Genomic DNA, 19059 nt, shown 5'->3' with positions numbered 1-19059 from the left:
GCCGCCGATGCAGAACTGTCGCCGCCGCTACAGCGTCGGGCCACCGCGGTTGAACTCGTGGGCGGCCTCGCGCAGGCCCTCGCCGCGGGCCGGGCGCAGCGTCGCGGTCACGTGGCGCCAGTAGCGCTTGGGATCGTGGCCGGGGACGACGGTCGCGGCGGCGGCGCGCACGGCGTAGGCCCAGGCGGTGAGGACGCGGACGATCAGCGCGGCGGCGAACGAGTGGTGCTTGCGCATGTAGCGGTCGCGGTTGCGCGACAGCTCGACGATGCGCCGCTCCGGCACCGCACCGGTCGACAGCTGCTCGTGGTGGACCGCCTCGGCGGCCGGCACCCAGAGCGTGCTCCAGCCCGCGTCGGCGAGCCGCCGGCAGAAGTCGACCTCGTCGGAGTAGACGAAGAACTGCGGGTCGAACCACCCGACGTCGCGGGCGGCCTCGCGGCGTACCAGCAGCGCGGCAGACTGCGCCCAGTCGACGGTCCGCGTGCCGCGCCCGCGGCTCTGCACGGTCAGCCGCCGGTGCAGGAACAGCGCGCCGATCAGCGCGGTCGCCGGCGTGGGGAAGCGCCAGGCCGAGGCCTGCACCCGGCCGTCGGGGCGCAGCAGCTTCGCGCCGGCCGTCGCGGCCTGCGCGTGCTCCTGGAGCGCGGCGAGCAGCGTGGCGGTCGCGCCGGGGCGCAGCTCGGAGTCCTCGTTGAGCAGCAGGCAGAACCGGCCGCGGGCACGCTGCAGCAGGTGGCTGTCGTTCTCGCCCTTGCCGCGGCGCTGGTCCAGCGCGACGACCTCGGTCACCGTCGGATGGCGCCGCGCCGCGCCGGCCGAGCCGTCGGTCGAGGCGTTGTCGAGCACCAGCACCTCGGTCGGGAACGGCAGCGCCTCGCGCTCGGCGGCGATCGCGTCCAGGCAGCGGACCAGCAGCTCGCGCTGCTGGGTGTTGACCACGCAGAAGGAGACCTCGACGCCCAAAGGAGCCGTCAGGCTCGCACATCCGCGGCGAGGATCGGCGGCTCACCGATGAGGTTCAACGCGGTCACGGTCCCGCCCCCGAACGGCGCCTCGCCGATGGGGTGCAGGAGCACCGTCCGCGCGACGCCGGGCGCGAGGTCGAACGCGTCGTCGGCGGGCACGAAGCCGGGCGCCACGACCCGCACGCCCCACGCCAGCCGGTCGCTGCAGAGCTCGATTGTTAAGGGGACTGACCCCTTAACACTCGCGTCCCCAGTCGTTGCGGGGGTTGAGCCCTCACCACACGCCCCGCCGATTGTTAAGGGGACTGACCCCTTAACAATCGCGCTGAGGGCGAACGGCTCCGGCGTCAGGGGTGGGCCTTGGGGGAAGTGCGTGGCCTGGGCCAGCAGCGCGCCGTCGGCGGTGCGCAGCGTCGCGACGACCGTGTCGTGCGCCGCCGGGCCGAAGCGGTAGGCGTAGGCGGCGTCGGCGAAGCGGCCGAGGATCCCCTCGACGTTGCGGTGCGCGCTGCCGTGCGCGGGCACGACCAGCGGGGCCGAGGCGTCGGCGATCGGGTGCGCGCCGCCGGCCAGCAGCGCGACGTGCAGCTCGGCCGCCAGCGGGTGCGGCCCGTCGTTGGCGACGTGGACGTCGAGCCCGTTCATCCCCTCGTCGACGATCCACAGCGCCTGCGGCGCCAGCGCCCGGCGCAGGTGCGCGAAGGCGACCTTGGGCGCGCCGCGGTGGTCCAGCACGCCCCAGCCCGCACCGGCCTGCAGGTCGCGCAGCCACAGCACGATCGCCCCCGCGGTCGGGGACGCGGCACGGCGCCACTCGCCGAACGTGCGGGCCATGACCTCGCCGGTGACCTGCCGGCCCAGCGCCAGGTAGCGGTCGCGGTCGGTCAGCGCCAGCGCCACGACGTCCACGCCGTAGAGCGCGGCCAGGTAGTGGTCGCGCACGTCGGCGAAGTCCCAGTCGGCGCCCACGTCGCGCGCGACGCCCTCGCCGTCGGCCACGTCGCCGTCGGGCAGGTTGGCGAACGCCAGGCACTCCGAGGCGAAGCGCACCGCCGCGCGGCGCGCGTCGGTCAGCGGGCGCCGGTAGCCGCCGACGCCGAAGTAGTTGGCCACGCCGTGGCCGGGATGGAACGGCAGCGCGCCGCCGCACGGGGCGGACGGGACGTAGGGCACGTCGGCGCCCGCCTCCCGCGCCAGCGCGGGCAGCAGCTCGCCGAACAGCTCGCCGCGGCCGGCGCCGTCCCCGCCGACCCCGAACATGGCCGCCTGCTGCTCGACCTCGCTGTTGCCGCAGAGCACCGCGAGGCTCGGGCGCCCGGCCACCTGCGCCAGCGCCGCGCGGGCCTCGGCCTCCACGGCGGCGCGGAAGCCCGGGTCCTCGATCGGGTAGTCGAGGTTGGCGAACATGAAGTCCTGCCACACGAGCAGCCCCAGCTCGTCGCAGAGGTCGTGGAACGGCGCGCCCTCGTAGGCCCCGGTCCCGGGGAGCCGGACGAGGTTCATCCCGCCGTCGCGCACGGTCGTCAGCGTGGCGCGCACCTCCGCCTCGGGGACGGGCGTCCACACGGCGCCGCGCGCGAAGACGTCCACGCCGTTGACGGCGAGCGCGAGCGCGTCGCGGTCGGCGTCGTACGCCCCGTTCGGCGTCAGCGCCCGGAACCCGGTGCGGCCGACGCGCACCTGCACCGCACCGTCGAGCAGCAGCGCCACGTCGTGCAGCACGGGCGTCCCGTGCGTGTGCGGCCACCAGCGCGCCACGGCCGGCAGCCGCAGCGTGCCGGAGACCATCCCGTCGGGCCCGACCGCCAGCGCTCCGCGGTGCTCGCCGACGACCACCGCCACCTCGCGCGGGATCGCCGCACCGGCCACGGCCCGCAGCCGCGCCCGCACCGCCAGCACGCCGTCGTCGCCCTCCAGCCGCGGACGCAGCGCGACGTCGTGCACCGCGACGCCCCGCCGGCGCACGAGCCACACCGGGCGGTAGGGCCCGACGGTCGGCGGCCCCGGAGCGAAGCCCGGCGCCCGTCCGACGATCGCGGTGCGCACGAAGCGCAGCGCGCCGTCAGCCACCACCTTGGTCCGCCAGCGCTGGCGCGGGCGTCGCGGCGCCTCGGCGAGCACGTCGCTCAGCGCGCGGCAGCGGATCTCCAGCACGTTCGGCGCGCCGGCCCGCAGCAGCGCGCCGACCTCGACCTCGGCCGCGGCGAACATCGACGCACCACTGAGGATCTCCGACCCGTTCAGCGAGACCTGGTAGGCCGTCGCGATCCCGTCGAAGGCCAGCGTGACCTCCTCGCCGGCGGCCGGCGGCGGGGCGTCGAGGCTCAGCGTGAACGAGCACGCCCGCTCGTCGTCGGGCGGGCCGTCGGCGACGAAGCCGTCCAGCCGCGCGACGTCCAGCCCCGCGTGCTCAGGCCAGCGCGGCATCGAGGCCGCCGGTGGCGCGCTCCCACGCGCCGGCGAGGCCGGCGATCACGGGCGCGGGATCGAACGGCCGGCGCCGTGCGAGCTTCAACGACAACAACTTGGTCCCGTCGACGATCTCGTCCATCGCCGCCACGATCTCAGGCGCCTCGGACTCGCCCAGCAGCCACGTCGCCTGGGCGGCCAGCAGCTCGAAGCCCGAGCCGACCATCCGCACCGTGGCGAACGCGTAGGCGTGGTAGTTGGCCGCGTCGCCGGCGAGCAGGTCGGGCAGGTCGCGGGCCAGCGCGTCGCCGAAGCGCTCGAACGGGTTGGTCTGCGGGCGCCGCGCGAGATGGTGGCGCAGCAGGTCGCGCGCGGCGCAGCGCAGCGCCTCGCCCTCCAGCCGCGGCCCGGCGTCGAAGCGCACGAGCTCGGTGTAGGGCGGCAGGAGCGCCGGATCGATCTCGCCCTCGAGCCGGAAGATCCCGCGGTAGTCCTCGCCGCCGAGCTCGTAGAGCCCGGCGTTGTGGAAGTAGCGCAGCATCTGCGCGTCGCGGTCGATCGCCTCGGCGATCACCGACGTCTTGACGTGCTCGGCGCCGTAGCTGGTCGCCGCGGTGTCGGGCAGGTGGAACGCGTCGAGCTCGACGATGATCGTGCGGCCGGCCGCGAGCTGCTCGGCGATCTGGTCGGGCAGCGCGCGGTAGGGCTGCATCTCGTGGACGTCGAGCCCGTAGAGCTGCTCGAGGTCGCCGGGCGCCGGCTTGAAGAACGTCCACTGGTCGCCCTCGAAGTCCAGGCGCACGGTCGCGCCGAGCGCGGCCAGCGGCTCGTCGCCGCGCGCGTGCAGCAGCTCGATCAGGACGTCGGCGTAGCAGTTGGTCTCGCGGTAGGTGCGGTCGGCGGCCGCATGGACCGGATGCGGGCGGTACGTCGCCGGATCGGCGCCGAGCAGGCAGACGAGGCCCGTGCCCGCGGTGCTCACGCCGCGACGCCCCACAGCGCGTCGCAGACCTCCGGCGGCCACGTCGACACGTCGAGGCCGTGGGTCTTGAGCAGCGCGATGACGATCCGCTCGTGGCCGAAGCCGAGGCACGCGGTGTGCGCCGGCTGGCCGTCGGCGGTCGTGATCCCGTACAGCCCGGAGAAGTGGTCCTGGTGGTAGTTGAACGACGCGACCGCGGTCGGCTCGGGGCCGGCGATCTGGACGAGGATCTCGAACTTCAGCGCCTGCTCGCGCTGGCTGGCGGCCATCATGCGGCCGCTGCGGCCGAAGAACGGATCGGACGCGACGTCGAAGTCGGCGTCCAGCCCCAGGCCGCGCAGCAGCTCCAGCGCGCGGTCGCGCCAGCCGTCGCGCCACGCCTGCACGGTCTCGGGCTCGGCGATGCGGACCAGCTCGCGCATGTGGAACATCTGCAGCCGGGCGGGATCGCCGGAGGGCTCGTGGCGGAACGCGTAGGACCCGCCCGGGTCGATCGTCACGCCGCCGGCGGGCAGCGTGCCGCGGCGCGCGACCGCGGGGTAGACGGGGTAGCAGACGGCCGGCATGAGCACGAGGTCGGTCATGCACTGGTGCTCGGTCCAGTCCTCGTGCCCGCCGGCGCGCTCGGCCTGCGCGCGGGCCTGCGCCTCGGTGCCCTCGAACGCGAACACGGTCCCGGCCAGGTGCGGGAAGCTCTCCAGGTAGCCGAGGTCCTCGAGCTGGCGGCGCGGCAGGACGGGCGGGAAGCGCAGGGTCTCCGGCGTCTCGCCGGCCGCGGTCGCCACGCGGGTGACGTGCCCGTCGAGGCCCAGGCGGACCTTCTCGAAGTCCGACCCGCGGCCGTAGACGCCCGGGACGCCGGACGGGATCAGGTGCCCGGCGGCGACCAGCGCGTCGAGCAGCTCCGCCTGATCGGGCGTCGCCTCGCGGTACGCGGCCATGTCAGACCTCCTTGGCGATCAGCAGCAGACCGGCGTTGGTCTGGTGGATGCGGTCGTTGGCGACCATCAGGCAGGCCGACATCGTGTCGCGCAGGTGGCGGCCGACGCTGAACGGCGTGTCGTTCTTGAAGCCGACGATGCCGGTGACGTTCAGCGCGCCCTGGCAGACGCGCGGCGCCTGCTCGGAGGCCGCGAGCTTGAGGTTGTTGAACCGCAGCGCGAAGGCCATGGTCGCCATCCGCTCGCGGTCCTCCTCCGCCACGAACTCGTCGAGCGCGCCGCGCACCTCGGCGCGCAGCAGCGACAGATCGCTCATGACGTGCGAGAGGCGCAGCGCCGCGGGGATCGGCTCGCCGGGCTTCTGGCGGGCCGCCGCGCGGACGAAGGCCCGGGCGCGGTCGAAGGCGTCGGTGGCGACGCCGAGCCACAGGTGCGACCACAGGATGTGCGAGACCGGCACCATCGACTCGGTCATGATCGTCGCGAACGGCGCTGCAAGGACCTGGTCGGGCGAGAGCGTGGCGCGCACCGTGTAGCCCGGCGAGCACGTGCCGCGCATGCCGAGCGGATCCCACGTGCCGTTCTGCTCCAGCGTGTGCTGGTCGCTGCGGGTGAGCGCGGCGACCTGGTCGCCCGGGCGGGCCTCGGGGTTGGCGCGCAGCGTCGTCAGCAGGTCGTCGGCGTACGCGCCGTAGCTGACGGTCGGGGCCTGCTTCTCGAAGGTGGCGCCGCCGTTGCCGTCGGGCGTCAGCGCCGCGACCGAGCGGCCCATGTCGCCGCCGGTGCCGGCCTCGGAGGTCACCGACGCGATCAGGCGCTGGTCGGCGGAGACGGCGCGCAGGTGCTCGTGGAAGAACGAGTCGGCACCCTGCGCGTCGAGGTGGCGGACGATCGTCGCGACCTGGATCTGGTGCATGGCGAAGACCATGCCGCTGGCGCCGCAGCGGCGGCCCAGCTCGAAGCAGGCGGTCGCGATCGCGCGCAGCGAGACGCCGTCGCCGCCGAGGTCCTCGGGCACGAGCGCCGAGAGCGCGCGCTGCTGGCGCAGCGCGTCGATCGTCTCGACGGGAAAGCGCGCGTGGCGGTCGACGTCGTCGGCGTGGACCTTCGCGATCGCGTCGGCGGCGTCGACGACGCCCGCCAGGAACGCGGCGTCCCGATCGGCGAGGACGCTCATGCGGCCTGCGCTTCGAGCTGCTGGAGCGCGGAGCTGATCGCCGCGACGGACTCGAAGACGCTGCGCTTGAGCATGTCGTCGGGGAACTCGACGTCGAAGGCGTCCTCCAGGGCGAGCATGACGTTCACGCTCGCGTGCGAGCTCATCCCCGCTTCGTAGAGGCTGGCATCGTCGGCCAGGGTCGCGATGTCGACCGCGAGGCGGCCGTGCTCCTGGACGATCTGTCGGACGGCGGCGGACACAACCCTGATTATCGGTGCTGGGACGGCGCCACTTGACCGGTGGGCGGCTCATGCCTCGGCGATGACGACCGCGGAGGCGTAGTCGCGCTCGTGCGTGAGGCTGACCGCGAAGCCCGTGAGGCCCGTCGCGGCGGCCAGCTCGGCGGCCGGACCGTGCAGCGTCAGCTCGGGCGCGCCGTCGGGCCCGCGCACCACCTCAATCGCCGAGAACGGCACGGCGGCATCGCCGGCGCGCAGGACCTTGAGGGCCGCCTCCTTGGCCGCGAAGCGCGCGGCGAGGCGCAGCGGATCGGGCGCCGCGGCGCCGCCGCAGTCGGCGATCTCGCCCTCGCGGTAGACCCGCGTGAGGTAGTGCTCGCCGTGCGCGGCCAGCGCGTCGGCGACCGTGACGGCGGCGACGAGGTCGATGCCGACGCGGAAGGGCACGCGCCGATCCTGGCAAATCGAGCGGCGTCCCGAACCCTCGACCACCCTCGACGGGGTCTGACCCCTTCATGAAGGGGTCAGACCCCTGGTCGGGACCCCGCTAGGTTCAAGCGCGCCCGTGCGCGTCGATCTCGTCGATCCCTCCGCCTTCACGCCGCCGTATGACCGCGCGCTCGCCGCGGCGCTGGCGCGCGCGGGCGTCGACGTCGCGCTCGTCACCAGCCGCTTCGGCTACGGCGACGTGCCGCCGGCCGAGGGCTACGTCGTCGACGAGCGGTTCTACCGCCGGGCCGCCCGCGTCGGCGCGCCCGGCTCCAAGGGGCGGCTCTTCGCCAAGCTCGCCGAGCACGTGCCCGACATGCGGGCCTACCGGCGGGCGGTGACGGTCGCGGCGCCCGGACAGCCCGACGTCGTGCACTTCCAGTGGCTGACGGTCCAGCCGCTGGACGTCCACCTGCTGCCCCGCAGGCGGCCGACCGTGCTGACGGCCCACGACGTGCTGCCGCGCGAGCCGCGCGCCGGCCAGCTCCGCGCGCAGCGCCGGCTCTACGAGCGTGTCGACCACACCGTCGTGCACTCCGAGCACGGGCGCGCGCGTCTGACCCAGGAGCTCGGGCTCGATCCCGCGCGCGTCACGACGATCCCGCACGGAGCGTTCACGCATCTCGCCGGGCTCGCCGCGCGGCTGCCGCCCGAGCTCACCGACCCCGGGCCGGACGTCCCGGTGGTCGCGCTCACCGGCCTGCTGCGGGCCTACAAGGGCATCGACGTGCTGCTCGACGCCTGGCGGCGCTTCGGCACCGACCCGCCGGGCGAGCTGTGGATCGTGGGGCTGCCCCGCATGCCTCTGTCGGATCCCGCCGCGCTGCCGCCCGGCGTCCGCCTCGTGCCGCGGTTCGTCGCCGACGCCGAGCTGGCCGGGGTCCTGCGGCGCGCCGACCTCGTCGCGCTGCCCTACCGCGAGATCGACCAGTCCGGCGTGCTCTACGCCGCGCTCGGCCTCGGCCGCCCGCTGCTGCTCAGCGCGGTCGGCGGCTTCCCCGAGGTCGCCGCGACCGGCGCGGCCGAGCTGGTCGCCCCGGGCGACCCCGAGGCCCTGCACGCCGCGCTGGCGCAGCTGCTGGCCGACTCCGAGCGCCGCGCCGCGCTCGCCGCGGCCGCCGCGCATGCGGCCGCCACGACGTACTCCTTCGACGCCGCCGCACAGCGCCACATCGAGCTGTACGGCATGCTGAGCGCTTCTTGAGGCGGGCGATCTTCTGGACCACGGCGGGCCTGCTGGCCTGGGCGCAGGCGGGCTACGGCCTCGCCCTCGGCGCGCTGCGCCGCCACCCGCGCCAGGCCTTCGCGCCCATCGCCGACGACGCCGCGCTGCCGACCGTCTCGCTCGTCGTCGCGGCGCACGCCGAGCGCGACGTGATCGCCGCCAAGGTCGCCGACGCCCTCGCCCTGGACTACCCGCGCGCGAAGCTGGAGATCGTCGTCGCCTGCGACGGCTCGGCCGACGGGACGCCCGCCGCGGCACGCGCCGCCGGCGCCGACGTCGTGCTCGAGCTCCCGCGCGGCGGCAAGGTGCGCGCCCAGGACGCCGCGGTCGCCCGGTCGACCGCCGCCGTCGTCGCGTTCTCCGACGCCAACGCGCTCTGGGAGCCCGGCGCGCTGCGCGCCCTCGTCGCGCCGCTGGCCACCGACCCCGAGATCGGCTACGTCTGCGGGCGCGTCACGTTCGTCAACCCGGACGGGGGCACGAACCAGGAGGGCGTCTACTGGCGCTACGAGATGTTCCTCCGCGCCCGCGAGAGCGACCTCGCCTCGGTCACCGCCGGCAACGGCGCGATCTACGCCACGCGGCGCGACGCCTACGTCGAGGTCGACCCGGTGATGGGCCACGACCTCAAGTTCCCCTTCACGCTGGTGCGCGCCGGGTGGCGCTGCGTCGAGCAGCCGCTGGCGCGCGCCACCGAGCGCATGGTGCCCGACGTCGAGGGCGAGGCGGCCCGCAAGCGCCGCATGATGAGCCACGCCTGGGTGATCGTCCTGCACGGCGGCCTGCTGGACCCGCGCGGCTGGCCGGCCAAGTACACCATCATGATCGCCAGCCATCGGTGGCTGCGCTACTTCGGCCCGCTGCTGCACGCCGTCGCGCTGGTCACGGCGCCCCGCGCGCTGCGCCGCCTGCAGCTCCTCGGGCTGGCGGTGGCCCTCGCGCCCCTGCCGAGCAGGCCCAAGGCCCTGCTGCTCGCCCGCTACTACGTCCTGACCCAGGGCTCCATCGCCCTCGGCCTGGTCGACCACCTGCGCCACGGCACCGAGGCCGGTTGGGATCCCCCGGAGGGCACCCGATGAGCGGGCCGCTGCGCCGCGCGTTCGACGTCCTCGTCAGCGCCACCGTGCTCGCGCTCACGTCGCCGGTCGTCGCGCTGGCGATCCTCGCGATCCGGCTGGAGTCCAAGGGGCACCCGGTCTACCGCCAGCGGCGCATCGGCCAGGACGGCGCGGCGTTCGACGTGCTCAAGCTCCGCACGATGGTCTCCGGCGCGGAGAAGATGGGCGCCGGCCTCGCCGTGGACGACGGTGACACGCGCATCACCCGCGTCGGCGCGCTGCTGCGCCGCACGTCGATCGACGAGCTGCCGAACCTCGTCAACGTCCTGCGTGGCGAGATGTCGGTCATCGGCCCACGCCCGACCGTGCCGGTGCAGGTGGCCCAGTACACCGACCGCCAGCGCGGTCGCCTCGCGCTCAAGCCCGGCATCACCGGCTGGGCGCAGGTCAACGGGCGCGCGTCGCTGCCCTGGCCGGAGCGCATCGAGCTCGACCTCTGGTACGTCGAGCACGCGACGCTCGCGCTCGACCTGAGGATCCTGTGGCTGACCGCCCGCATGCTGGTCACGGGTCATGGCCTCTACAAGGGCGAGACCGGCGGCTGGACCGACCCATCATGAACACCAAGAAGGCCGTACTCCTGACCGGCACGGGCAAGCGCTACGACATCGTGTCCGCGTTCGCCCAGCACACCACCGTGGTCGCGTGCGACCCCAACCCGCTGGCGCCGGCGCAGTACGCCGCCACCGTTCGCACGTCGGTCCCGATGATCAGGGACCCGCAGTACGTGCCGGCGCTGCAGGAGCTGTGCGAGCGCCACGACGTCGGCGCGATCGTCCCGCTGACCGACCTCGACATCGACGTGCTGGCGCAGGCGCGCGCCGACGGCCGGCTGCCGCAGGCGCTCGTGCCCGATCCCGAGATCGCGCGGCGCACGTTCGACAAGCACGAATGCCACCTGCTGCTGGCCGAGCACGGCCTGCCGTCGCCGCCGACGGTCCTCCCGAGCTTCGAGCCCGACGGCTATCCCGTGATGGTCAAGCCCATCCACGGCTCCGGCGCCCGCAACATCTTCGCGGCCGCCGACGCCCGCGAGGCGGCGTTCTTCGTGGACTACATCGACGAGCCGGTGATGCTCCAGCGGCTGATGGACGGCCCCGAGTTCTCCATCGACTGCCTCAGCGACCGTGACGGCCGCTGCCTGAACGCCATCCCGCGGACCATGCTCGAGTCCCGCGGCGGCGAGTCGATCAAGGGCACCGTGATCGCCGACCAGGAGCTGATCGACCTCGGCCGGCGGGTGGTGGAGGCCTTCGGCGTCCGCGGGCCGGCGACCGTGCAGGCGTTCCGCGACAAGGACGTCGGCCTGGGCATCACCGACGTCAACACGCGCTTCGGCGGCGCGTTCCCGGCGCCGGTCTACGCGGCGCGCCCCGGGCGCAGCTACCCCGAGCTGATCGCCGCGATGGCCGCCGGCCGGCCCGTTGAGCCGCACGTCGGCGAGTTCGACGCCGGCCGCACGTTCACGCGGTACTTCTGGCAGCTGGAGCTCGACGAGCAGCTCCGGCCGACCGGGCGCGACATCGTGTCGCCGCCCGGCCCGCCCGCGCCACGCTGACCGCGCCGCGCCGCACCACGGCCGCGCCACGGCCGCGCCGCCGGCCACGAAGGCCTACGGGATGATCTCCGGGCCCTTGTTGACGAAGCGGTCGCGGAAGGCGCGCATCGCGTCGAAGACCTGCGGGTTCATCGTCTTGCAGCCCAGGATGTGGGTCCACGCGACGGCGGCCACCTCGAACGGCATGTTCGTCTGGTTCTGGAACAGCAGCTGGTGGTAGCCCTCGACGCCCTTGAGCTTCTCGTTGAAGAGCGTGTTGAGCTGGTCCTGGACCTGCTTGGGCGCGCCCTGCTTGTACTCGAGCTCGATCCGGCCGTGCTCGAGCGCGTGCACGGCGTTCTCCTTGGCCGGCGAGTTGCCCGCGGCGTACACGCCGTCCTGCGCCGGGGTCGGGCGGTGCGTGCCCGAGGTCGGCGGGTTGGTCTTGTAGCCGTCGAAGTTCGCGGTCTCGGACGTGAGGTGGGTGCGGCCCTCGCTCGAGTACGCCTTGAACGTGCAGCCCGAGGCCTTCACGGCCGCGTCGAAGTCCGAGATCTTCTTCGCGGGGATCGCGGCGCTGCCGTAGCCGGACGAGGCCTGGCTGTCGCTCCCGCTCCCGCCTCCTCCGCTGGAGGCGACCGCGGCGATGACCGCGGCGGCGGCGGCGATCGCCAGCACGCCCCCGGCCACCAGCTGCAGCCGGCGGCGGTTCGCCGCCTTGCCGGCCTCGGCCTGCTCGCGCTGCTGGCGCTCCAGGCGCCGGCGCTCCTTCTCTTCCTGACGGCTCGACACGCGCGAGAGCGTACCGGCGCGGGCATGAACCCTGCGTGAAGCCGCTTGCCGGAGCGTCAGCGAGAACTAGAGACCGTGTCGCTATCGCGACGGGGGACCCACCTCCGGCGCGACGGCTGGCCGTCGTGGGCCTCGGCCTCGATGGCCGCCTACGGCACCCCTACGCGGCGCCGGCGGCGCGCGTGCGCGGGGCGCCGCCGCCGGCCTTGTGGCGCGGCTTCCAGCACTCGTCCAGGAACTCGCCGATCTCGGTCGTCAGGCGCTCGGGGGAGAGGCGCAGCTCCAGCAGCGAGTCGGCCCGTAGCAGACGAGCGTGGGGCAGCTCGGTGACCAGCGCGTCGCAGTCGCTGAACGGGTGGACGGGGTCGCGGTCGTGGCCGATCACCAGCGCCGGCGCCTCGATGGTCTTGCGGACCTCCCGGTGCGGCGCGACGCGGCCGAAGAACAGGCCCTGGAGCACCGCCGCGCTGGGGCCCGGCTGCTGGCGCACGGTGTCGAGCAGGATGTCGGCGCCCCAGAAGCGGCCCGTCGGGAGGCGGCGCGTCAGCCACGAGACGCCCTTCATCGCGGGCGCGCCGAACGTCAGCGCGACCATCAGCGGCGTGAACGCGATCGCGCACCCCAGCAGCGCGTTGTCGAGCACCGGCATCTCGACGACCATGCCGCGCACGCGATCGGGGTGCGCGGCGGCGGCTTCGAGCGCGGCGTTGGCGCCGAGCGACGTGCCGGCCAGCACCGCCTCGTCGACCTCCAGGTGGTCGAGCAGCGCGATCGTCTGCTCGCCGAAGAACGGCATCGAGTAGGCCGCCATGTCGTGCGGCCGGTCCGACTGGCCGTGGCCCAGCAGGTCGAGCGTGATGACGCGGTTGCCGCGGCGGGCCAGCGCCTTGGCCAGCGGGCGGTGCATCTTCTGGGAGAGCAGCAGCCCGTGCAGGAGCACGCACGTGCGCGGGCCCGTGCCGTACACGGTGTAGGCGAGGCGGTGGCCTTCGTGCGTGAAGTCGGGCATCGGGTGCCGCAGGCTACCCCGGGTCGGGGTCGCCTGGCCCCGTCTGATCGTCAAGTCGCTTCGCCTGATCGTCCAGGCGCTCGAGGGCCCATCGCGCCCATCCCACCCGGGCCTGGGTGGCCCGCAGGCCCGCCTCCAGGGCGATTCGCTGGGAGCGCTCGGCCGGCGTGGCGGGCCGCCGGCGCGCGGCCAGGGCGCGCAGGGACTCGAGCGACGCCTCGGCGGCGTCGAGCTCGCCCTGCACGTGCGCGCGGGCGGCCGCGGGCTCCATCAGCCACAGGAAGAACGTGCGCAGCGCCGCCTCGTCGCGGACCGTGCGGTCCGGCGCGGCGGACGCCAGCCACGCCTGCACGGCCTCGAGCCCGTCGCCGGTGATGGCGTAGGTCTTGCGGCCGCGCGGGCCGGGCTCGCCCGCCTCGACGAGCCCCTCGTCGGCGAGCCGCACGAGCTCGGGGTAGATCTGGCTGTGCCCCGCCGACCACGTGCTGCCGACCGACGCCTCGAACCGGCTCGACAGCTCGTACCCGCTCATCGGCTGATCGGCGAGCAACCCCAGCAGCGCGTGGCGCAGGACCTGACGGCGGGGCGCGGCCGGGGACATGTCGGCATCCTGACATGTCGAAGTCGACCGGTCATGAAGAGGCCGTGAAGCGCGGATTACGCCGCCGCGATCGCCTCCGCGGTCCGGTGCGCCAGCGCCATCGTCGTCAGCATCGGGTTGGTGCCGCTCGCGGTCGGGAAGGCCGAGGCGTCGCCGATCCACACGCCCGGGGTGTCGTGCAGCTCGCCGAACGGCCCGGCCACCGACGTCTGCGGATCGCGACCCATCCGGGCCGAGCCCATGTGGTGCAGTGAGAACGTCGCGTGCTCGTAGGGCTCCAGCGGCGCGGCGGCCATCCGGTCGGCGAAGGCCTCGATCGACTCGCCCGCGTCCCGCACCCAGTGCTGGCGCTTGCGGTGCAGCGACTGGACCTCGTGCGCGCCGGCCGCCTCGTGCATGAGCGCCATCGTCCGCAGGCCGTGGCGGAAGGTCGCGACGTCCAGCGGGTCCGAGAACGGGTAGGTGTGCACCGGGTTGCCGGCGGCGTCGACCGTCACGCGTCCGTGGCCGCGGTCGCGGATCAGGAACACCATCGCCGAGGAGATCGGTCCGCGGGCCATGTCGGCCTTGTGCTGGGCGCCGGACTCCCACGGCACCGACGTCCCGGTCACGCCCGGCGACGCGTGCGACGTCTCCACGAGATATCCGTAGCCGTCGGTGAGGTCGGCGTACTCCATCGACAGCGCGCTCTGCGGCGGGCCCCACCACGCCTGCTGCGCCCCGTCGTAGATGCCGTTGACCGCCGTCGCGGGGTGCAGGCGCAGGTAGTCGCCGGCCGCCGGGCCGCCGATCCCGGAGCGCAGCAGGAGCGCCGGCGTGTCCAGCGCGCCCGCGGCCACGACGACCTGCGGCGCCCGCACGGTCACGCGCGCGACGCGCCCGTCGGCGTCGAGGTAGGTGCCCTCCACGCCCGCGGCGCGCCCGCCCTCCATCAGCACGCGCTCCACGCGGCAGTGCACGACGAACCGCGCGCCGGCGTCGGCCGCGTCCTGCAGGTAGGTCTTCAGCGTCCCCTGCTTGGCGCCGGTGACGTCGCCGAAGCCCATCAGCCCCGCGAGGTCGGCGTCGTACTTGTCGGGGTCGGCGTTGCGCGTGATCGCCCGGCCGTCGATCCCGAGCCTGGCCGCCGCGTCGAGCACGCGCTGATTGGGGCCGTTGCAGTCCGAGCAGGCGTCGGTGACGCCGATCCGCGCGCTGACGGCATCGAGATGGCGGTCGAACTCGGCGCCGGCCAGGCCCTCGAGCCCGTGGTCGCGCTCCCACTCCTCGCGCACCCAGTCGTAGGTGCGCAGGCAGTTGGTCCAGTTGATCGTCGAGCCGCCGCCGAGGTTCGCGCCGGTCATGAGCGCGATCTGGCCCTCGGCGGTCTGCGCGAGGCCGCCGGCGCGGTAGAGGTTCTGGTAGGCCCACAGCTCCAGCTGGTTGAAGTCGGCCTCGTTGTAATAGCCGCCGGCCTCCAGCACCACCACGTCCTTGCCGGCCTGGGCGAGCCGGCCGGCGATCACGCCGCCGCCCGAGCCGGAGCCGACCACCACGACGTCGGCGGTCAGCTCGAGCACGTCGGCGTCGGGCCGGGTGAGCGCGATCGTCTTGGGCGCCTCCTCCGGCGTCGGCGGCACGGCGCGCGGCCCGGGGTACCCGATGGCCTCCCAGTTCGGGTTGCGGCCGGTGGCCGGATCCGGGATGGCGTAGAACAGCAGGAACGTGAGCGCGCGCAGCGCGCTCAGCCCGGCGAGCGCGGCCGGGTCGCCGTCCATGAAGCCGTGCAGGAGCTGCTCGCGCACCTCCTGGGGAGCCTCGTCGAAGCCTTGGGCCTGCAGCGCCTCGAGCAGCTGGCGCAGCCCCTCGACCTGCTCCTCGGGCACGGCGCCCGACGAGAGCTGCTCGGCGATGGCGAGATCCACCCCGAGGTCGGAGCCCTTGCGGCCCCAGAAGCCGGTCGGGTCGTCGTCGACGGCGACCTCCGGCGCGAAGGTGTCGACCAGCCGGCGCAGCGTGGCCAGCTGGAGCTCGGAGAGGACGACGGCGACTGGCGTTGACACGGTGTCAGCCTAATCCCACGGTCAACCCCGGTGGTGGTACGGTGACGCCCCCGTCATCTTTGCTCCGGAGGTCTTGAGTCCCCATGGCCAAGCAGCACCGCATCCTGACCGGCCAGGTCGCCGCCATCACCGGCGCCGCCCGCGGCATCGGCCGCGCGACGGCCGAGGCGTTCCTGCGCGAGGGGATGAAGGTGGCCATCGGCGACCTCGACCACGCGACCGCGCAGCAGACCGCGCGCGAGCTCGGCCACGGCACGATCGCGCTGCCGCTCAACGTCACCGAGCGCGCGTCGGTCAAGGCGTTCCTCGACGGCGTCGAGGAGCAGCTCGGCCCGGTCGACGTCCTCGTCAACAACGCGGGGATCATGCAGATCGGCCACCGCATCTGGGAGGAGGACGACGCGACGACCCAGCGGATGATCGACATCAACGTCAACGGCGTGATGTTCGGCGTCAAGGAGATCGTGCCGCGGATGCTGGAGCGCGGCCGCGGCCACGTCGTCAACGTCGCCTCGACCGCCGGCAAGGGCGGCTTCCCCGGCGGCGGGACCTACTGCGGCACCAAGCACTACGTCGTCGGCCTGTCGGAGGCGCTGCGCGCCGAGCTGCGCGACACGGGCATCGAGGTCTCCTGCGTCATGCCGGTGGTCGTCAACACGGAGCTCGCGGCGGGCCTGCAGCAGACCCGCGGGGTCAAGCAGGTGCAGCCGTCCGACGTCGCCGAGGAGATCGTCAGCGCCCTGCGCGAGGCGCGCTTCGACGTCTTCGTCCCGCGCTCGGTCGCCGGCATCACCAAGGTGATGAACGTGCTCCCGCGCGGCGGCCGCGAGGCGATGAGCCGCGCGCTGAAGGCCGACCAGGTGCTGGCGCAGGTCGACGTCGGCCGGCGCGCCGCCTACGAGCTGCGCGCGTCGCAGTCCGACGCGGTGCTCAACGGCGGCGAGCAGGCCAAGCAGCTCACGCCGTAGGAGACTGTGTCGCTATCGCGACTGGGACCCACCTCCGGCGGGGACGGCTGGCCGTCGTGGGCCTCGGCCTAGCTGGCCGCCTACGGCACCCGTAGGAGACTGTGTCGCTATCGCGACTGGGGACCCACCTCCGGCGGCGACGGCTGGCTGTCGTGGGCCTCGGCCTCGCCGGCCGCCTACGGCACCCCTAGTGGGGGACGGGGAGGTCGGCGGCGACGAGCGTGCCGCCGTCGGCCGTGCTCTCGACCCGGAGCCGTCCGTCGAGGACGGCAAGCCGGTCGGCCAGCCCGAGGAGCCCGCTCCCGCCGGGTCGGGCGCCTCCGACGCCGTCGTCGCACACCTGCACGCGGAGGGTGCCGTCCGCGACGCTCGCCGCGACGCGGGCGCGTCGGGCGCGAGCATGTTTGGCGACGTTGGTCAGCGCCTCGGCGACGACGAAGTACGCGGTCGCCTCGACCGCGGGCGGCAGCCGGCCCACCGCCACGTCGATCTCGACCGGCACCGGCATCCGCGAAGCCAGCGCGTCCACGCCCGCGCGCAGGCCGCCCCCGGTGAGTGCCACCGGCAGGATGCCGTGGGCGAGCTCCCGCAGCTCGTTCGTCGCTTGCTTGGCGTTGTCGAGCGCCTCGGTCAGCAGGGCGGGGAGGTCCTCCTCTCCGTTGTGCACGGCGCGCTGTGCCATCGTCAGCGTCACGACCATGTGCACCAGCCGCTGCTGCGCGCCGTCGTGCAGATCGCGAACCACGCGACGGCGCTCGTCGTCGGTCGCCGCGAGGATCCGCGCCCGCGACGCCGCGACCTCGGTGCGCGCCTCGGTGTTCGCGATCGCGGTCCCCACGAGCTCGGTGAACTCGGCGATCTGCGACTCGGTGTCGGGCGGGAACGGCGCTGCGCTCTTGGACGAGGCGGCGATGACGCCCCAGAGGCGGCCGTCGACGACGATCGGGCAGCCGACCGACGAGCGGATCCCCAAGGCCTGCGCTTCCTGTGCGATCGGGCCGTGAGCGTCGGCGAAGCTCTCCACCCGAACGGGACGGCTCGCCCCGTGGACCATGGCGGCGATGCTCGCGCCTTCGAGCGAAAACCGCGTGCCGACGGCCAGTTGCGGGCCGTCGCCCCTGCTCCAGCCGGCGACGCCGATCACGCTGTCGCCCGACTCGTAGCGCTCCATGCGCGCGAGGTCCGCACCGCAGAGGATGCCGACCTCCCGGATCACCGTCTCGAACACCTCCGACGGCGCTGCCCCGTGCGCCACCAGCGTCGCCACGCGACGCAGCGCGGCCTGCTCGTCAACGAGCCTCCCCACCTCCGCTCGCGCTTCGGTGTTCGCGATCGCGGTCGCCACCAGCTCCGTGAACGAGCCCAGGCGCGCCTCGGTGTCCGGCGGCAGGGGCTGCTCCTGGCTGGAGCCGGCGGTTATCAAGCCCCAGAGGCGGCCCTCGACGATGATCGGCGTCCCGACCGCCGAGCGGATGCCCTCCTCGCGGATGTCCTCGGCAAGCGGGCCGGTTGCATCGGCGTAGTCGTCGAGCCGGGCCGGACGGCCCGTCTCGGACACGAGCGTGGCGAGGTTGCGCTGCCCCGCAAGGGGCCATCGGCTGCCGACGGGAAAAAGGTCCCCTGCGCTGGCGACGAGCGTGACCGTGTCTTCGGACTCGTAGCGGATCACGTTCGCCAACTCGGCCGAAAGCAGCCGTGCGACCTCGTTGGCGACCGCCGCGAACACCGCCTCCGGCCGCGCCCCACCCGCCACCAGCGTCGCGACCCGCCGCAGCGCGGCCTGCTCCTCGGCCAGCCGAGCGAGCCCGCCACGGCTCTCGGCATTCGCGATCGCCGTCGCCAGCAGCTCCGTGAACGAGGCGAGGCGCGCCTCGGTGTCGGCCGGGAGCGGCTGCTCGGCGGTCGTCCCGGCGATCATCACACCCCAGAGGCGGCCGTCGACGACGATCGGCGTCCCGACCGCTGAGCGGACGCCCACCTCGCGGAAGGCGGTCGCAGCGCCCGGGTCGGAGAGATCGGCATAGCTGTCGATCCGGGCCGGTCGGCCGGTCTCGAAGACCACCGTGGCGACGTTCTTTCCCCCAAGGGGCCATCGGCTGCCAACGGGAATGTGGTCGAGTCCCCTGCCCGAGCGAGCGACCATGCTCAGCACACCGTCGGGCTCATAGCGGCTGAGGCCCGCGTACTCGACCGGAAGCAGCCGCCCGACCTCCTCGGCGACCGCCGCGAACACCTCCTCCGCCGCCACCCCCCGCGCCACCAGCGTCGCGACCCGCCGCAACGCCGCCTGTTCCTCGGCCAGCCGGGCCAGGGCAGCCCGGCTTTCGGTGTTCGAGATCGCCGTAGCGAGCAGCTCGGTGAAAGCGACGAGCCGCTCCTCCATGCGGTCGGGTACCGGGCCACGACCGGCGTTGACCATCATGGCGCCCCAGACCTCGCCGTCCACGATGATCGGGGCGCCGGCGGCCGCACCGAACCCGGCTTTGCGGCCGGCGGCGGCGATCGTGCCGGGGATCCCGGTGAAGTCGTCGATCCTCGCCGGGCGACCGGTCTTGAGAACCTGGAACAAGAGCGTCGGTC

General features: G+C 74.1%; 17 protein-coding genes. 5 read left to right on the top strand and 12 right to left on the bottom strand.

Annotation, left to right across the window (positions count from 1 at the left end; all coding sequences use genetic code 11):
* Positions 1-27 precede the first annotated feature (27 nt).
* From VK501_RS04005 to acpS, 7 genes are read right to left on the bottom strand one after another with little or no spacing between them, the layout of a single operon-like run.
* Positions 28-966, bottom strand: a complete 939-nt coding sequence (locus VK501_RS04005) for a glycosyltransferase (protein WP_324334876.1) — start codon at positions 964-966, stop codon at positions 28-30.
* Positions 967-974: 8 nt separating this feature from the next.
* Complete coding sequence (locus VK501_RS04000) at positions 975-3395, bottom strand: glycosyl hydrolase 2 galactose-binding domain-containing protein (RefSeq protein ID WP_324334874.1); 2421 nt, start codon at positions 3393-3395, stop codon at positions 975-977.
* The gene (locus tag VK501_RS03995; protein ID WP_324334872.1) at positions 3379-4359 is read right to left on the bottom strand and encodes a DUF1839 family protein; all 981 of its coding nucleotides are present in this window, start codon (positions 4357-4359) and stop codon (positions 3379-3381) included. The genes VK501_RS04000 and VK501_RS03995 overlap by 17 nt, the downstream gene beginning before the upstream one ends.
* Positions 4356-5300: an amino acid--[acyl-carrier-protein] ligase gene (locus VK501_RS03990; RefSeq protein WP_324334870.1), complete on the bottom strand. Its 945-nt coding sequence runs from the start codon at positions 5298-5300 to the stop codon at positions 4356-4358. Before VK501_RS03990 ends, VK501_RS03995 begins: the two co-directional genes overlap by 4 nt.
* 1 nt (position 5301) lies before the next feature.
* A complete protein-coding gene (locus tag VK501_RS03985; protein ID WP_324334868.1) occupies positions 5302-6477 on the bottom strand; it encodes an acyl-CoA dehydrogenase family protein in 1176 nt (391 codons plus the stop codon).
* Complete coding sequence (locus tag VK501_RS03980) at positions 6474-6719, bottom strand: acyl carrier protein (RefSeq protein ID WP_324334865.1); 246 nt, start codon at positions 6717-6719, stop codon at positions 6474-6476. Before VK501_RS03980 ends, VK501_RS03985 begins: the two co-directional genes overlap by 4 nt.
* A 48-nt stretch (positions 6720-6767) precedes the next feature.
* Positions 6768-7145 (bottom strand): holo-ACP synthase, encoded by a 378-nt coding sequence (gene acpS / locus VK501_RS03975; RefSeq protein ID WP_324334863.1) that lies wholly within the window; start codon positions 7143-7145, stop codon positions 6768-6770.
* 118 nt (positions 7146-7263) lie between these two features.
* Here acpS and VK501_RS03970 point away from each other — a divergent pair, with 118 nt between their 5' ends.
* Genes VK501_RS03970 through VK501_RS03955 form a run of 4 tightly spaced genes read left to right on the top strand, consistent with a single transcriptional unit; the run spans position 7264 to position 11088 of the window.
* Complete coding sequence (locus tag VK501_RS03970) at positions 7264-8391, top strand: glycosyltransferase family 4 protein (RefSeq protein ID WP_324334861.1); 1128 nt, start codon at positions 7264-7266, stop codon at positions 8389-8391.
* Positions 8388-9491: a glycosyltransferase gene (locus VK501_RS03965; RefSeq protein WP_324334859.1), complete on the top strand. Its 1104-nt coding sequence runs from the start codon at positions 8388-8390 to the stop codon at positions 9489-9491. The genes VK501_RS03970 and VK501_RS03965 overlap by 4 nt, the downstream gene beginning before the upstream one ends.
* The gene (locus VK501_RS03960; RefSeq protein WP_324334857.1) at positions 9488-10090 is read left to right on the top strand and encodes a sugar transferase; all 603 of its coding nucleotides are present in this window, start codon (positions 9488-9490) and stop codon (positions 10088-10090) included. Before VK501_RS03965 ends, VK501_RS03960 begins: the two co-directional genes overlap by 4 nt.
* The gene (locus tag VK501_RS03955; RefSeq protein WP_324334855.1) at positions 10087-11088 is read left to right on the top strand and encodes an ATP-grasp domain-containing protein; all 1002 of its coding nucleotides are present in this window, start codon (positions 10087-10089) and stop codon (positions 11086-11088) included. Before VK501_RS03960 ends, VK501_RS03955 begins: the two co-directional genes overlap by 4 nt.
* Positions 11089-11142: 54 nt before the next feature.
* On the opposite strand, the gene VK501_RS03950 is transcribed toward VK501_RS03955, so the two are convergent.
* The 4 genes from VK501_RS03950 to VK501_RS03935 all read right to left on the bottom strand — a co-directional run bounded on the left by VK501_RS03950 (position 11143) and on the right by VK501_RS03935 (position 15511).
* Positions 11143-11859, bottom strand: a complete 717-nt coding sequence (locus tag VK501_RS03950; RefSeq protein ID WP_324334853.1) for a DUF3105 domain-containing protein — start codon at positions 11857-11859, stop codon at positions 11143-11145.
* Positions 11860-12019: 160 nt separating this feature from the next.
* Positions 12020-12868 carry an alpha/beta hydrolase gene (locus tag VK501_RS03945; RefSeq protein ID WP_324334851.1) on the bottom strand — a complete coding sequence of 283 codons (849 nt, stop codon included), beginning with the start codon at positions 12866-12868 and terminating at the stop codon, positions 12020-12022.
* Positions 12869-12881: 13 nt separating this feature from the next.
* Positions 12882-13469, bottom strand: a complete 588-nt coding sequence (locus tag VK501_RS03940) for a PadR family transcriptional regulator (protein WP_324334849.1) — start codon at positions 13467-13469, stop codon at positions 12882-12884.
* Positions 13470-13525: 56 nt separating this feature from the next.
* A complete protein-coding gene (locus VK501_RS03935) occupies positions 13526-15511 on the bottom strand; it encodes an FAD-dependent oxidoreductase (protein ID WP_324334847.1) in 1986 nt (661 codons plus the stop codon).
* 83 nt (positions 15512-15594) lie between these two features.
* Here VK501_RS03935 and VK501_RS03930 point away from each other — a divergent pair, with 83 nt between their 5' ends.
* Positions 15595-16479 carry an SDR family oxidoreductase gene (locus tag VK501_RS03930; protein ID WP_324334846.1) on the top strand — a complete coding sequence of 295 codons (885 nt, stop codon included), beginning with the start codon at positions 15595-15597 and terminating at the stop codon, positions 16477-16479.
* A gap of 187 nt (positions 16480-16666) precedes the next feature.
* Here VK501_RS03930 and VK501_RS03925 read toward each other — a convergent pair.
* A partial coding sequence (locus VK501_RS03925; protein WP_324334843.1) for a GAF domain-containing sensor histidine kinase occupies positions 16667-19059 on the bottom strand: 2393 nt, incomplete at its 5' end.

It is taken from the genome of Baekduia sp. (assembly GCF_035318805.1).
Classification (GTDB): Bacteria; Actinomycetota; Thermoleophilia; order Solirubrobacterales; family Solirubrobacteraceae; genus Baekduia.
The sequence above is the reverse complement of the archived record's forward strand: the minus strand, read 5'-3'. Positions and strand labels throughout refer to the sequence as shown.